Genomic DNA, 13,736 nt, shown 5'->3' on the forward strand with positions numbered 1-13,736 from the left:
GCCGTGAGTCAGCCGTGATTGATATCAGCCCGTCCGTGATGCAGTTCCTTCTGGCGTTCATCGTGGCCGCACCGCTCCTCGGCGCGGCCGCGGCCCTCCTGCCGGCCCCGCCCGGCCTCAAGGGCCGCGGCCCCGAACAGGCCGTGCTCCGCCACGGCGTGACCGTGACCGGCGTGATCCTCGCCGCGGCGATCGCCCTCACCCTGGGCTTCGACCACGACGCCCCGTCCCGCTTCCAGGCGACGACGGACATCAGCTGGATCCAGGCGCTGAACGTCCGGATCCACCTCGGCATCGACGGCATCTCGCTCCCCCTCCTCCTGATGACCGCGCTGCTGTTCTTCCTCTGCGCGCTCTACAGCTACTTCAAGCTCCCGGCGGGCCCCTCCCCGAAGGCCTTCGTCGCGCTGCTCCTCGTCCTCGAGTCCGGCACCCTCGCGACCTTCGCCGTCCTCGACCTGCTGCTCTTCTTCCTCGCCTTCGAGATGGTCCTCATCCCGATGTACTTCCTCATCGCCCGCTGGGGCGGTGCTCAGCGGCAGGCCGCCGCCTGGAAGTTCATCCTCTACACCCTCCTCGGCTCCGTCGTCATGCTGCTCGGTCTGCTGCTGATCGGGCTGAAAAGCGGCACTTTCGACATGGTGGCACTCGCCACTGACAACGGCCGCGAACTGACCCACACCACCCAGCTGCTGGCCGTCCTCGCCATCGGAATCGGCCTCGCGGTGAAGACCCCCATGTGGCCCCTGCACAGCTGGCTGCCCGACGCCCACACCGCCGCGCCCACCGTCGGCTCCGTCCTGCTGGCCGGCGTCCTGCTCAAGATGGGCACGTACGGGTTCGTCCGCATCCTGCTCCCCGTCACCCCCGACGGCATGCAGACCCTCGCCCCCTACCTGGGCGCCTTCGCCGCCGTCGGCATCGTCTACGGATCGCTCGCCTGCCTCGCGCTGGCCCGCAAGGGGAACAAGGGCGACCTCAAGCGCCTCATCGCGTACTCCTCGGTCGGCCACATGGGCTTCGTCCTCCTCGGCATCGCGAGCATGACCCCGACCGGCGTCAACGGCGCGCTCTTCGCCAACATCGCCCACGGCCTGATCACCGGCCTCCTCTTCTTCCTGGTCGGCGCCCTCAAAGACCGCTACGGCACCGCCGACCTCGACACCCTCGCCGGGGCCACCGGCGCCGCCCTCTACGGCCGCGCCCCCCGCCTCGGCGCGTTCCTCGCCTTCGCCGCCGTCGCCTCCCTCGGCCTCCCGGGCCTGGCCGGCTTCTGGGGCGAGATGCTGGCCCTCTTCGGTGCCTTCGACCCCGCCGAGGGCCTCTCCCGCCCCGCGTTCCTCACGTTCATGGCCGTCGGCGCGTTCGGCACCCTGCTCACCGCCGCCTACCTCCTGATCGTCGTACGGCGCGTCTGCATGGGAGACCCGAAGGCCGAGAGCGCCGCCCCGGCCGCCCTCGCGGACATCCAGCGCTACGAGTTCGCCGCCTGGACCCCGCTCGTCGCCCTCACCGTCCTCGCCGGCCTGTGGCCCGCGGTCCTCCTCGGCCTCACCGATCCGGCCGTCCAGAAGCTCCTCGCAGGAGGCAAGTCATGACGGCCCTGACGGTCCTCGCAGCCGATCTCGCCACCGATCTCTCCGCCGACCTCGCCGCCGAGACCCCCAGCCTGGTCCAGACCGTCGACTGGCTCGCCCTCGCGCCCGTCGTCATCACGGCCGCCGTCGGCCTGGTCGTACTCATCGCCGACCTCTTCGTCGCCGAGCGCCACAAGCCGCTCCTCGGCTGGATCTCGGTGGCCGGCCTGGCCGCCGCGACCGCGAGCCTGCTGCCGCTGCGCGCCGGCGACCGCACCACCTTCTGCCTCACCGGCGACCCGGCCGCCTGCAGCTACGCCGCCGACCACTTCGCGCTCGTCGTCCAGTTCCTGGTGCTGGCCGGCGCCCTGGTCACCGCCCTGCTGTCGGTCACAGCCGTCCGCGACACGCGCATGCCGGCCGGCGAGTACTGGTTCCTGCTGCTCTCCTCCGCGGCCGGCGCGGCCCTCCTGCCCGCCTCCCGCGACCTCGCCACCCTGATCGTCGCCCTCGAAGTGGCCTCGCTGCCCGCCTTCGCCCTGGTCGGCATGCGCCGCGGCGACCGCCTCTCCTCCGAGGCCGCCCTCAAGTTCTTCCTGTCCTCCGTCACGGCCACCGCCGTGTCGCTGATGGGCGTCAGCTTCGTCTACGCCGCGACCGGCTCGCTGCACCTGACCCAGGTCGCCGACCGGCTCGAACACGTCCCCGGACAGCTCGACACCGTCGCCATGGCCGGCGTCGCGCTCACCCTCGTCGGCTTCGCCTTCAAGACCGCGGCCGTCCCCTTCCACTTCTGGGTCCCCGACACCTACGTCGGCGCCCCCCTGCCCATCGCCGGCTACCTCTCGGTGATCGGCAAGGCCGTCGGCTTCACCGGCCTCATCCTCGTCACCGTGATCGCCTTCCCGGCGTACTCGGAGATCTGGGGCCCGGCCCTCGCCGTCCTCGCCGCCCTCACCATGACCCTCGGCAACGCCGCCGCACTGCGCCAGTCCGCGGACCGCCCGAACAGCGCCGTACGGCTGCTCGCCTGGTCCTCGGTCGGCCAGGCCGGCTACCTGCTGGTCCCGATCGCCGCCGCCGCGTACTCCGAGCGCGACCAGATCGGCTCCACCGTCGCCTACGCGCTCATGTACGCCGCCGTGAACCTCGGCGCCTTCGCCGTGGCCGCGCTCGTCGCCCGTACGAAGCCGCTCCACCGAATCAGCGACTACCGCGGCCTGTACGCCGAGCGCCCCCTGGCCGCCCTCTCGCTGGCCTTCTTCCTGCTCTGCCTGGCCGGCCTGCCGCCGGGCATCATCGGGCTCTTCGCCAAGGTCACCGTCTTCCGGTCCGCGGTCGACGCGGGCCTGGGCTGGCTGGCCGTGATCATGGCGATCAACGTCGTCATCGCCCTCTACTACTACCTGCGCTGGACGGCCCTGCTCTTCCGTGTGCCGGAGGGCTCCGAGGGCGTGGAGGGCGCGGAGGCCCGTACGAAGGCCCCCTGGCCGGTGACGGCGGCCATCGTCCTCACCGCGATCACGGCGGTCGTCCTCTCGGGCGCCCCGCAGCTGGTCCTGCGCGTCGCCTCGGGCAGCCTCTTCCCGCAATAGCCCCTACGCCCGTACGCCCCTACGCCCGTACGCGCAACCCGTATGGAGTAACGCCCGTCGCGGCCCCGCCGCCCCTCCGGCAGGGGCGGCGGCAGGCGGCCGCCCCGGCGCGCCCTGGGAACCTGACGCCCTCACCTCGCGTTGACCAGGAAGGGAGGGTCCACTGGACCGTAGACCCTCAGATCTTCAGATCCTGGACGGGTTCCCCTGCCGCACCACTTGGAGGGCGTACCGTGCACCGCCGGCACAACGGGCTGAAGACCGCCGTACTCCTCGGCGGGCTGTCCGCACTCATCATCGTCATCGGAAGCTTCTTCGGACGGGGCGGCCTGATCGTCGCCGTCGTCATCGCCCTCGGGACGAACGCGTACGCGTACTGGAACAGCGACAAGCTGGCTCTACGCGCGATGCGCGCCCGCCCCGTCAGCGAGTTCGAGGCCCCGCAGCTCTACCGCATGGTGCGCGAACTCTCCACGTCCGCGCGCCAGCCCATGCCACGCCTCTACATCTCACCCACCGAGGCACCCAACGCCTTCGCCACCGGCCGCAATCCGCGCAACGCCGCGGTCTGCTGCACCGAGGGGATCCTGCGGATACTCGACGAACGCGAGCTGCGCGGGGTCATCGGCCACGAGCTCAGCCACGTCTACAACCGCGACATCCTGATCTCCTCGGTCGCCGGAGCCCTCGCCTCCGTGATCATGTTCCTGGTTCAGTTCGCCTGGCTGATCCCGGTCGGTCGGTCGAACGACGACGAGGGACCGGGCCTCTTCGGCATGCTGCTGATCATGATTCTGGGCCCCGTGGCCGCCTCCGTGATCCGGCTGGCCATCAGCCGCTCGCGCGAATACGAGGCGGACGCGTCCGGTGCCCAGCTCACCGGGGACCCACTCGCCCTGGCCAGCGCCCTGCGCAAGCTCGACGCGGGCACCAAGCAGCTCCCGCTGCCACCGGAGCCCCGGCTGGAGACCGCGAGCCACATGATGATCGCGAATCCCTTCCGTCCGGGCGAGGGATTGTCCAAGATGTTCTCGACACACCCTCCAATGGCCGAGCGAATCGCCCGGCTCGAACAGATGGCAGGCCGCCAGCAGTGAAGACAATCCTGAACATCATTTGGCTCATCCTCAGCGGCATCTGGCTGTTCCTCGGCTACGTCCTCGCGGGTGTGCTGCTCTGCATCACCATCATCGGAATCCCCTTCGGCATCGCGGCCTTCCGCATCGCCGTCTACGCCCTCTGGCCCTTCGGCTACACCACGGTCGAGCGCCGCGACGCGGGCGCGGGATCCGCCATCGGCAATGTCCTGTGGCTGATCCTGGCGGGCTGGTGGCTCGCCCTGGGCCACATCTTCACCGGCATCGTGCTGTGCATCACGATCATCGGCATCCCGTTCGGCATCGCCAACTTCAAGATGGTCCCGCTCTCCCTGCTCCCCCTGGGCCGCGAAATCGTCCCGACGGACGCCCCGTTCGCCTCTCGTTGATCTAGTCCTCGACTGACTTGTCCACAGGCCGAGCGGGCTGTCAGTGGGGTGCGTCACCATGAACGCATGAACGAGACCGAGCAGTTGCTGGAGCAAGTCGCAGCCCGCGTGCGCAACTCCGCGCGCGGGCACGGAAAGCCCCTGCCCACACCGCTGGACGCCGGGGAGATCGCCCGAGCCGAGGGCATACTCGGCTTCTCCCTGCCGCCGCTGCTCACCGCGCTCTACACCCACGTCGGAGACGGCGGATTCGGCCCGGAGTACGGCTTGCTGTCGCTGCGCCAGGCCGTCGGGACCTACGAGGCGCAGCGGACCTCCGGCTGGCGCTGGCCCGAGGGCGTCCTGCCGATAGCCGACTTCGGCTGCGCCATGTACGCCTGTGTGGACTGCCGCTCCGATACCGCCCAGGTCCTGCTGTTCGACCCGAATCCCGGGGAGCCCGACCTCGCCTGGTCCATCGACACCCCGAGCCTGGCGGGCTGGCTGCGCGGCTGGCTCGACGGCACCGCCTGGTTCTGCGAGGAGTCCGGCCTGGGGGAGGAGTGCGACCTGGAGCTGGCGCCCTGGGCGGAGTTCAGATCCCGGATCTGAGCCGGCCCCGCACCCCGTAGGCCGCCGCGCCGAGGGCCAGTACCGCCGCCCCCGTGACCATCGACGCGACGGGCAACGTGCAGGCCAGCACCACACAGCCGGACAGCCCGACCGCTGCCACGGCCCGACCCTTGACAACTGCATCGAGAGTCCACGCGGAGGCGTTCGCGATCGCGTAGTAGACGAGCACCCCGAAGGAGGAGAAACCGATCGCGCCCCGCAGATCGGCGGTGGCCGCGAGCACCGCCACGACCGCACCCACTGCCAGCTCCGCATGGTGCGGCACCTGATACCGGGGATGTACGGCGGCCAGCGCGCGCGGGAGATGGCCGTCCCGGGCCATCGCCAGCGTGGTCCGTGAAACCCCGAGCACGAGGGCCAGGAGCGAGCCCAGCGCGGCCAGCGCCGCGCCCACCCGGACGACCGGGGCCAGTTCGGGCCGGCCGGCCGCCCGGACCGCGTCGGCGAGCGGCGCCGACGACTGCGCCAGCCCGTCGGCTCCCAGCACCGACAGCGCCGCCACCGCCACCGCGGCGTACACCAGCAGGGCGATCCCCAGCGCGAGCGGCACCGCCCGCGGGATCGTCCGTTCCGGGTCGCGCACCTCCTCGCCCAGGGTGGTGATCCGGGCGTAGCCCGCGAAGGCGAAGAACAGCAGACCCGCGCCCTGCAACAGGCCGGCGGCATCCCAGTCCGAGCCGCTCAGCCGCCCCGGTTCGGCCGCGCCGGAGGACAGGCACACCACGACGACCCCGGCGAGCACCGCCAGTACCGCCGCCACGATCAGCCGGCCGATCCGGGCGGACTTCTGAACCCCGCCGTAGCTCGCGGCGGTCAGCGCCACCACCGCCGCGACGGCCACGGCGTGCTGTTGGCCGGGCCAGACGTAGGCCCCCACGGTGAGGGCCATCGCCGCGCAGGACGCGGTCTTGCCGATCACGAATCCCCAGCCGGCCAGATATCCCCAGAAGGGCCCGAGCCGCTCGCGCCCGTAGACGTAGGTGCCGCCGGACGACGGGTACCGCGCGGCCAGCCGCGCCGAGGAGTGCGCGTTGCAGTAGGCCACGAGAGCCGCAAGGGCGAGGGCGGCCAGGAGCGCGCCGCCCGCCGCGCGCGCCGCCGGGGCGAGGGCGGCGAAGATTCCGGCGCCGACCATCGCGCCGAGCCCGACGACGACGGCGTCGGAGACCCCCAGGGTGCGCTTCAACTCGTGTTCCACGGGCGGAGGGTAACCCGCCTAGATGACGCCCTCCCGGCCGGGAAGCGGCGTCCGCTTGCGCTCCCACCCCTCCAGGGCGGTCAGACAGGCGTGGTCGAGGTGGCGCAGCCCGCTCAGGTCGAGCCGCACCGGCTGCCCGTGCGGCAGCGCGTCCAGCGCGTCGAGCAGCTTGGGCAGCCGCAGGAAGCTGGCGTTCCCCACGACCCGGACGCACAGCTCCTCGTCCTCCCACACCTCCTCGATGTGCACGTGGGAGGTCTCCCAGGCCGCCTTGGCGACGGCGAGCCCCAGCCCGACCAGCACCCCTTCGAAGAGGTTGGTCACCACGATCGCGGTGGCCGTGGCCAGCAGCACCACCGCCTCGCCCCGGTGCGTGCGCCAGAGCGCGGCCACTGCCCTGGCCGGCAGCAGCTTCCAGCCCGCGTGCAGCAGCACCCCGGCCAGTGCGGCGAGCGGCACGCTCTCCAGCACCTGGGGGAACGCCACGGCGAAGAGCAACAGCCAGCCACCGTGCATCACCCTGGCCGCCCGGGTGCGGGCTCCGGCCTCCACATTGGCGGCGCTGCGCACGATCACGGCGGTCATCGGCAGCGCCCCGAGCAGCCCGCACACACTGTTGCCCACCCCTTGGGCGATCAGCTCCTGGTCGTACTCCGTCCGCGGCCCGTCGTGCATGCGGTCCACGGCGGCGGCGCTGAACAACGTCTCGGCGGAGGCGATCAGCGCCAGCGCGACCACCGTCCCCACCGCCCCGACGGAGGCCAGTACCGCGAAATCGCCCCAGGCGGGCGGGGACACGGCCGCCAGCACCCCCGTCACCCGCACCTTCTCGACGGGCAGCCGCAGCAGGGCGGCCACGGCGGTGGCGCCGGCCACCCCGACGAGCGCCCCGGGTACGAGCCGCACCCGGGCGGGCATCCGGCGCCAGGCGACCATGGCGACGATGGTCGCGGCCCCGAGCAGCACGGCGGCCCAGTCGGCCTGAGCCCCGAGCTCGTGCAGCCCGCGCAGCTTCGACAGGGTCTGCCCCGGAGCTTCCACGCCGACCAGGGCGTAGAGCTGCCCGGAGATCAGCACCAGCCCGATCCCGGCCAGCATCCCGTGTACGACGGCGACGGAGATCGCCCGGAACCACCGTCCGAGCCGCAGCACCCCCATGCCCAGCTGCACCACCCCCGCGGCCACGACGAGCACCCCGAGCGCGGGCAGACCGTACGCCTGCACCGCCTCGTAGACGAGCACGGTGAGCCCGGCTGCGGGCCCGCTCACCTGGAGCGAGCTCCCGCGGAACCACCCGGTGACGAGCCCGCCCAACACCCCGGTGACGATCCCCAGCTCGGCCGGCACCCCGGAGGCGACCGCCACCCCCACGCACAGGGGCAACGCGACCAGCGCGACGACGACGGATGCCCCGAAGTCTTCGCGGAACGTGCCGGCCCCAGGCATGCGAGAACCCCCTGCCACGCGGTGATGTGATGCCACCCAGCGTGGTGGGCGCACTGATCGCGGCCCAAGTGCCCATGGAAGCTCGCGGTGGCGCGTGCGCCGCACACGCCCCGCACACACCCCGCACCCCCGTGAACCGCCGCGGCCCGGCGGTCGGTGAAGACCGCCGGGCCGGCGTGGTGGCAGGTCGGAGACCTGGGTCAGCGGTAGTTCACGAACTGGATCGCGAAGTCCAGGTCCTTGCCCTTGAGCAGCGCCTGGACTTCCTGGAGGTCGTCACGGCTCTTGGAGCTGACGCGCAGCTCCTCGCCCTGGACCTGGGCCTTGACGCCCTTGGGACCCTCGTCCCGGATGATCTTCGCGACCTTCTTGGCGTTCTCCTGGGAGATGCCTTCCTCGATCGTGGCGAAGATCTTGTACTCCTTGCCGGACAGCTGCGGCTCGCCGGCGTCCAGCGCCTTGAGCGAGATCCCGCGCTTGACCAGCTTGGTCTCGAAGACGTCGAGGACGGCCTTGACGCGCTCCTCGGAGTTCGCCTCCATCAGGATCTTCTCGCCGGACCAGGCGATCGTGGCGCCGGTGCCCTTGAAGTCGTAGCGCTGCGAGAGCTCCTTGGCGGCCTGGTTGAGGGCGTTGTCGACCTCCTGCCGCTCGACCTTCGAGACGATGTCGAAACTGGAGTCGGCCATGTGCTGTGGCTCCTTGAAATCGGTTGTGATCGCCCCGGAGGGCGCGGCCGGACATCCCCGGCCCGCTCCGCAAAGCCTAGCCACCGCACCCACCCCCAGCGCTGATCAATCCGGTGGCGAAGCACCCCCGGTCATCAGGTATCGTTTACGTCGTTGCCAGGGAGCGCCGCCGCAAGGCGGAAAAATGGCAGCGATCATGGCGGTGTGCCCGAGTGGCCAAAGGGAGCAGACTGTAAATCTGCCGGCTCAGCCTACCCAGGTTCGAACCCTGGCGCCGCCACGCGATGTGAGACCCCCGTACTGCGGAAACGCAGGACGGGGGTCTTCTCGTATGCGTCAACTCCCGCACCCGCAGGAAACCGGGCCGGTCATCAGCCGCAACGTCGGCGGCTCCCGTTCGTTCACCTGGGGTGAAGTGGACATCTGACACACGGGGGAAGATCGGTGGCGGGGTGCTCATCGCCCTGCTCGGCGCCGGGATTCCGGCTCTGATGGGAGCGGCGCTCCACACGGACGTGGGGAAGCCGTACCAGGAGACCCGGCTGTATTTCGGCACCGACCGCCCCGACGGCCGAGGCCCCATCGAGAAGCCGGATTTCATGCGGTTCCTGGACCGGGAGATCACCCCCGCCTTCCCCGAGGGGCTGACCGTCCACGACGGGTACGGCCAGTGGCGTGGGCAGGACGGCAAGGTCATCCGCGAGACCTCGTACGAGGTGGTGCTGCTGTACCCCGAGAAGGAGGCTGGTGAGCGCAGCGTACGCATCGAGCGGATCCGGAAGGCCTACGAGGACCAGTACCAGCAGGACTCGGTCGGACGGTCCGACGACAAGTTGAGCGCCGAGTTCTGAGCCGCCGGACGGGGCGCGCAACGGTCCGTCAGTTGCCCGCCACGTCCTTGACGGCCACCTGCACCGGGGTCGAACCGGAGGTCAGCTCCAGGGTCAGACCCGCCGTCGCCGGGGTCTCGACCAACTCGGCCAGCACCGCCGCCACGTCGTCGCGCGGGACGGCCCCGTGGCCCGTCCGCGCCTCCAGGCGGACCAGGCCCGTCCCGGCGTCGTCGATGAGCGAGCCCGGGCGCAGGACCGTCCACTCCAGCCCCAGCCGGGTACGGACGTGGTCGTCGGCCTCGCCCTTCGCCCGCAGATAGACGTCGAAGACCTCGTCGCCCTCGTGGTGCGCGTCCGCGCCCATCGAAGAGACCATCAGGAAGCGGCGTACGCGGGCCCGTTCGGCCGCGTCGGCGAACAGCACCGCCGCGCCCCGGTCCACGGTGTCCTTGCGTCCGATGCCGCTGCCAGGACCGGCGCCGGCCGCGAACACCGCCACGTCCGCGCCCTGCAGGATCCCGGCCACGTGTTCGACCGAGGCCGACTCCAGATCGCAGAGCACCGGCTCGGCGCCCGCCGCCCTGAGGTCGTCGCCCTGTGCCGGGTCGCGGATGACGCCCGCGACCTCGTACCCGCGCGCGGCGAGCAGGCGCTCCAGCCGCAGCGCGATCTGACCGTGTCCACCCGCGATGACGATGCGCATGACCCGACCGTACGACGAGCCGGGCGCCCACGCCCGCGAACGCACGGCGAACCTTCAGGGTCCCGCCTCCGTACGGCCCTGCCGGGGCAGGTCCAGAGCCACCGCGACGGCTGAGTCGCAGTACTCCCGTACGGCACTCGTACGGGCTACCACCCGCCCGCGGTGGATCACGATCCGGCTGTACGCGAGCGACAGCACGCTCGCGATCCGGTCCCCGCGCACGGCGAGCAGCTCCGCCGGGAAACCGGCCTCCACCCGCACCTCCGGCAGGCCCATCGCCTCACGGGCGCAGGCGCTGACCGACTCGTAGGACTCGCCCGCCCGGAGCCCGCCCTGGGAGGCCAGCAGGTAGGCGGCCTCCAGGGGGTCGCCGCGGCCGACCGGGTTCCCGGCGTCCCGCAGGGCCCCGCTGCCGGCCGCGACCCGTACGCCGGCGGCCCGCAGCAGGCGTACGGGTGCGGTGCGCAGGCCGCGGCGCTCCAGGGCCGCACAGTCGCCCTGGGGCAGGCAGGTGACCCGTACGCCGGCTGCGGCCAGCTGGTCGGCGGCGCGGGCCGCCACGTCCAGCGGGATCCGGGACAGACCGCCGCAGGGGCCGATGGTCACCCCGGGGCGCAGCCCGCCGGCCATCGCCGCGAGCCGGGAGAGGCGGCCCGGGTCGTCACCGTCCGTGTGCAGGTCCACGGGGCAGCCGTGCTCGTCGGCGAGTTCCAGGACGGCTTCGAGGAAGCCCGTCGGGTCGGGGTCCAGGTCCGGGCAGCCGCCGATCACGGAGGCGCCCATCTTCACCGCGTCCCGCAGCATGGCGAGCCCGTCCGCACCGGCCACCCCGGTCAGCAGCCGGGGGACCGCCACGGTGGTGAGGTCGGTCAGCCCGCGCAGGGAGCGGCGGGCCTGGAGCACGGCCTCCAGGGGGCCGAGGCCGTGGACGTCGCCGATCCGTACGTGCGAGCGCACGGCGGTGGCGCCGTGCCCGAGCTGGAGGAGAGCCGCTTCCGTGGCCCGGCGCTGGACCTCGTCGGGGGTGTACGAGACGGGGCCCTCGCCGTCCGCGGTCAGGGCGGTGTCCCCGTGGGCGTGCGGCTCGGCGGGGGCGGGGAGGAGCAGATAGCCGCTCAGGTCCACCCGGGACAGCGCGGGGGAGGGGAGGCTGCCCGTGGTGCCGACGGCCTGGATCCGGCCGCCGCCGAGGCGGACGTCGACGGTACGGCCGTCGGTGAGGCGGGCCCCGGTGAGCAGCAGGGTGGTGGCCTCGGCTGCGGCCGCGTTGCCGGTGCCGCTGCGGGGGGAGTGGAACGGCTGCTGCGGCTGGCTGTCGGACATCGCGCTCCTGCGGTGGCTCGGGCGGTTCCTGGGCCCGTGGCCGCGGCCCGCGGCCCAAGATCACGCAGCGTGCTCAGAGCCTAGGGCGCGGCGCACCCCGCTTCACGGAAGAGCGCAATAGTCGTACCGGTGTGGTGCCCCTGCGCTGTGGCGCTCGCGCGTGCGCCCCACGGGCCCCAAAAGCTCCGATCGACCCGCGCCGGAGGTGCGGCGGGGACGAGATGGGGGTGAGGTGGGGGTGACATGGATGTGAGCCCGCACACAATCTGCCCCAGAAGTGGGTCGGGAGTGGCTGGTGGGTTGATCGAGAAGAGTGTCCGAACCCCCTCGGAGCCCTGTTCCCGCAAAGGATTTGGGCGATGGGCGGGCAACCGTGTAATGTCTTCATCGCTCGCCCCAATAGCTCAGTCGGTAGAGCGTCTCCATGGTAAGGAGAAGGTCTGCGGTTCGATTCCGCATTGGGGCTCTGGTGAGAGAGGTTCCCCACCCTCGGGTGGGGAGTCGATCACATCAAAGCGGCGTAGCTCAGTCGGTAGAGCAAGCGGCTCATAATCGCTGTGTCACCGGTTCAAGTCCGGTCGCCGCTACACACAGTAGCCGATTGCGGGGTCGGTCTCCCGATCGGCTACTCTTTTATGCGTTCATCCGTCCTATAGTCCGTCAAGGAGCACTCACGTGGCTGCCACCGACGTCCGCCCGAAGATCACGCTGGCCTGCGTGGAGTGCAAGGAGCGGAACTACATCACCAAGAAGAACCGGCGTAACAACCCGGACCGTCTTGAGATGAAGAAGCACTGCCCGCGCTGCAACTCGCACACCGCGCACCGCGAGACCCGCTGACCCCAGCGAAGTCTCAAATAACAGGCACCGTCATGAGGTCGTCCCCTTCATTGGGGGGCGGCCTTGTGTCGTTTCTGTCTCCGGGCCTGTCTTTGTTCTTGTCGTCTTTCGTGTCCCTTCATCAGGAGGTAGTGAGTCATGGCTCTCGACCAGTCCTTCGTGGGGCGGAGCTACCCGCCCACCGAGCCGTACGAGGTCGGCCGCGAGAAGATCCGCGAATTCGCGGTTGCGGTGGGTGACATCAATCCCGTCTACACCGACGCCGAAGCCGCCAAGTCGTACGGCTACTCCGATGTGATCGCTCCGCCGACTTTTGTGTTTGCCATCACTTTCAAGGCGGCCGGCCAGGTCATCGAGGACCCGCAGTTGGGGCTGGACTACAGCCGCGTCGTACACGGCGACCAGAAGTTCGCGTACTCGCGCCCGGTGCGCGCCGGTGACCGTCTGTCAGTGACCTCCACCATCGAGGCCGTGAAGTCGCTCGCGGGCAACGACATCATCGACATCCGCGGCGAGGTCCACGACGAGACCGGCGAGCACGTGGTGACGGCGTGGACGAAGCTCGTCTCCCGCGCCCCCGAGGAGGCCTGACATGGCAGCGAAGATCCAGTACGCCGACGTCGAGGTCGGCACCGAGCTGCCGTCGGCGTCCTTCCCCGTGACGCGCGCCACGCTCGTGCAGTACGCGGGCGCCTCGGGCGACTTCAACCCGATCCACTGGAACGAGAAGTTCGCCAAGGAGGTCGGACTGCCGGACGTCATCGCGCACGGCATGTTCACCATGGCCGAGGCGATCCGCGTGGTCACCGACTGGGTGGGCGACCCCGGTGCGGTGGTCGAGTACGGCGTGCGCTTCACCAAGCCCGTCGTGGTCCCGAACGACGACCAGGGCGGCCTGATCGAGGTCACCGCCAAGGTCGCGGCAAAGCTGGACGACAACCGCGTCCGGGTCGACCTGACGGCCATGAGCGCGGGCCAGAAGGTCCTGGGCATGTCCCGCGCGGTGGTCGCACTGGCCTGAGGCCGGGAGGGCTGTTAGGCGGGTGCGGTGGCGGGGGCGCGGTCGGGGTCGGGTCGTGCGGCGGTGGCTTCGGCGGGCGGGAGCCCGGCGGATGCCATCGGGCCGTACGGCGGTGGTGCCGGTGGGCAGAGCTCGGCGGACGGCATGAGTCTGTGCGGCGGTGGTGCCGGTGGGCGGGAGCTCGACGGACGCCATCAGTCTGTGCGGCGGTGGCTGCGAGTCGCGGGGGCCCCTCGACCGGGGTCAGAGAGGGTTTGGGGGTTTCCCGGCAGTCTTCGTATGTCCGTGTCGGGCCGGTCCCTCAAGGGCGCTCCCGTTGGTCGCGTCGCTTCGCGATGGCCTTCGGCCACCCTTGACCGACCGTCCCGCCACGGACATACGAAGACTGCCGGGAAACCCCCAAAGGAACGGGC

14 protein-coding genes and 3 tRNA genes are annotated in these 13,736 nt (G+C 71.1%); 12 read left to right on the plus strand and 5 right to left on the minus strand.

Translation table 11 applies throughout. The annotated features are described in order from the left end of the window. Nucleotides 1-38 precede the first annotated feature (38 nt). The 5 genes from ACZ45T_RS23845 to ACZ45T_RS23865 all read left to right on the plus strand — a co-directional run bounded on the left by ACZ45T_RS23845 (nt 39) and on the right by ACZ45T_RS23865 (nt 5,249). On the plus strand, nt 39-1,598 hold the full coding sequence (locus ACZ45T_RS23845; RefSeq protein WP_468444514.1) for a complex I subunit 4 family protein: 1,560 nt from the start codon (nt 39-41) through the stop codon (nt 1,596-1,598). Continuing rightward, entirely contained in the window at nt 1,595-3,172 is a 1,578-nt protein-coding gene (locus tag ACZ45T_RS23850; RefSeq protein ID WP_468444478.1) for an NADH-quinone oxidoreductase subunit N, read from the plus strand. Before ACZ45T_RS23845 ends, ACZ45T_RS23850 begins: the two co-directional genes overlap by 4 nt. 233 nt (nt 3,173-3,405) lie before the next feature. Next, nucleotides 3,406-4,269, plus strand: a complete 864-nt coding sequence (gene htpX, locus ACZ45T_RS23855) for a zinc metalloprotease HtpX (protein WP_468444480.1) — start codon at nt 3,406-3,408, stop codon at nt 4,267-4,269. Next, entirely contained in the window at nt 4,266-4,658 is a 393-nt protein-coding gene (locus tag ACZ45T_RS23860; RefSeq protein WP_468444482.1) for a YccF domain-containing protein, read from the plus strand. Before htpX ends, ACZ45T_RS23860 begins: the two co-directional genes overlap by 4 nt. 66 nt (nt 4,659-4,724) lie before the next feature. After that, nucleotides 4,725-5,249 carry an SMI1/KNR4 family protein gene (locus ACZ45T_RS23865; RefSeq protein WP_468444484.1) on the plus strand — a complete coding sequence of 175 codons (525 nt, stop codon included), beginning with the start codon at nt 4,725-4,727 and terminating at the stop codon, nt 5,247-5,249. On the opposite strand, the gene ACZ45T_RS23870 is transcribed toward ACZ45T_RS23865, so the two are convergent. The 3 genes from ACZ45T_RS23870 to ACZ45T_RS23880 form a co-directional block, all read right to left on the minus strand. Further along, the gene (locus ACZ45T_RS23870) at nt 5,233-6,468 is read right to left on the minus strand and encodes an APC family permease (RefSeq protein WP_468444486.1); all 1,236 of its coding nucleotides are present in this window, start codon (nt 6,466-6,468) and stop codon (nt 5,233-5,235) included. The genes ACZ45T_RS23865 and ACZ45T_RS23870 overlap by 17 nt on opposite strands. An 18-nt stretch (nt 6,469-6,486) precedes the next feature. Continuing rightward, nucleotides 6,487-7,914 carry a SulP family inorganic anion transporter gene (locus ACZ45T_RS23875; RefSeq protein ID WP_468444488.1) on the minus strand — a complete coding sequence of 476 codons (1,428 nt, stop codon included), beginning with the start codon at nt 7,912-7,914 and terminating at the stop codon, nt 6,487-6,489. 200 nt (nt 7,915-8,114) lie between these two features. After that, the gene (locus ACZ45T_RS23880; RefSeq protein WP_030009008.1) at nt 8,115-8,603 is read right to left on the minus strand and encodes a YajQ family cyclic di-GMP-binding protein; all 489 of its coding nucleotides are present in this window, start codon (nt 8,601-8,603) and stop codon (nt 8,115-8,117) included. A gap of 198 nt (nt 8,604-8,801) precedes the next feature. Here ACZ45T_RS23880 and ACZ45T_RS23885 point away from each other — a divergent pair. Continuing rightward, nucleotides 8,802-8,883 (plus strand) — tRNA-Tyr (locus tag ACZ45T_RS23885). Between the two features lie 130 nt (nt 8,884-9,013). After that, a complete protein-coding gene (locus ACZ45T_RS23890; RefSeq protein WP_468444491.1) occupies nt 9,014-9,454 on the plus strand; it encodes a DUF3574 domain-containing protein in 441 nt (146 codons plus the stop codon). A 28-nt stretch (nt 9,455-9,482) separates the two neighbouring features. Here the strand turns inward: ACZ45T_RS23890 and ACZ45T_RS23895 are convergent, their stop codons facing one another. Both ACZ45T_RS23895 and ACZ45T_RS23900 read right to left on the minus strand, forming a co-directional pair. Beyond that, nucleotides 9,483-10,139, minus strand: a complete 657-nt coding sequence (locus tag ACZ45T_RS23895) for an SDR family oxidoreductase (RefSeq protein WP_468444493.1) — start codon at nt 10,137-10,139, stop codon at nt 9,483-9,485. Nucleotides 10,140-10,193: 54 nt separating this feature from the next. Beyond that, nucleotides 10,194-11,462 (minus strand): amidohydrolase family protein, encoded by a 1,269-nt coding sequence (locus ACZ45T_RS23900; RefSeq protein WP_468444495.1) that lies wholly within the window; start codon nt 11,460-11,462, stop codon nt 10,194-10,196. 393 nt (nt 11,463-11,855) lie between these two features. Between ACZ45T_RS23900 and ACZ45T_RS23905 the strand changes: the two genes are divergently transcribed. The 5 genes from ACZ45T_RS23905 (at nt 11,856) to ACZ45T_RS23925 (ending at nt 13,323) form a co-directional block, all read left to right on the plus strand. Continuing rightward, nucleotides 11,856-11,928 (plus strand) — tRNA-Thr (locus tag ACZ45T_RS23905). A gap of 48 nt (nt 11,929-11,976) precedes the next feature. Continuing rightward, nucleotides 11,977-12,049: transfer RNA gene (locus ACZ45T_RS23910), tRNA-Met, on the plus strand. Between the two features lie 88 nt (nt 12,050-12,137). After that, nucleotides 12,138-12,302 (plus strand): 50S ribosomal protein L33, encoded by a 165-nt coding sequence (gene rpmG / locus ACZ45T_RS23915; protein ID WP_003956487.1) that lies wholly within the window; start codon nt 12,138-12,140, stop codon nt 12,300-12,302. Nucleotides 12,303-12,440: 138 nt separating this feature from the next. Continuing rightward, nucleotides 12,441-12,893 carry an FAS1-like dehydratase domain-containing protein gene (locus tag ACZ45T_RS23920; RefSeq protein ID WP_468444497.1) on the plus strand — a complete coding sequence of 151 codons (453 nt, stop codon included), beginning with the start codon at nt 12,441-12,443 and terminating at the stop codon, nt 12,891-12,893. Nucleotide 12,894: 1 nt separating this feature from the next. Next, a complete protein-coding gene (locus tag ACZ45T_RS23925) occupies nt 12,895-13,323 on the plus strand; it encodes a MaoC family dehydratase (RefSeq protein ID WP_468444499.1) in 429 nt (142 codons plus the stop codon). The last annotated feature ends 413 nt before the right edge of the window (nt 13,324-13,736 follow it).

It is taken from the genome of Streptomyces sp. NPDC030995 (genome assembly GCF_055571215.1).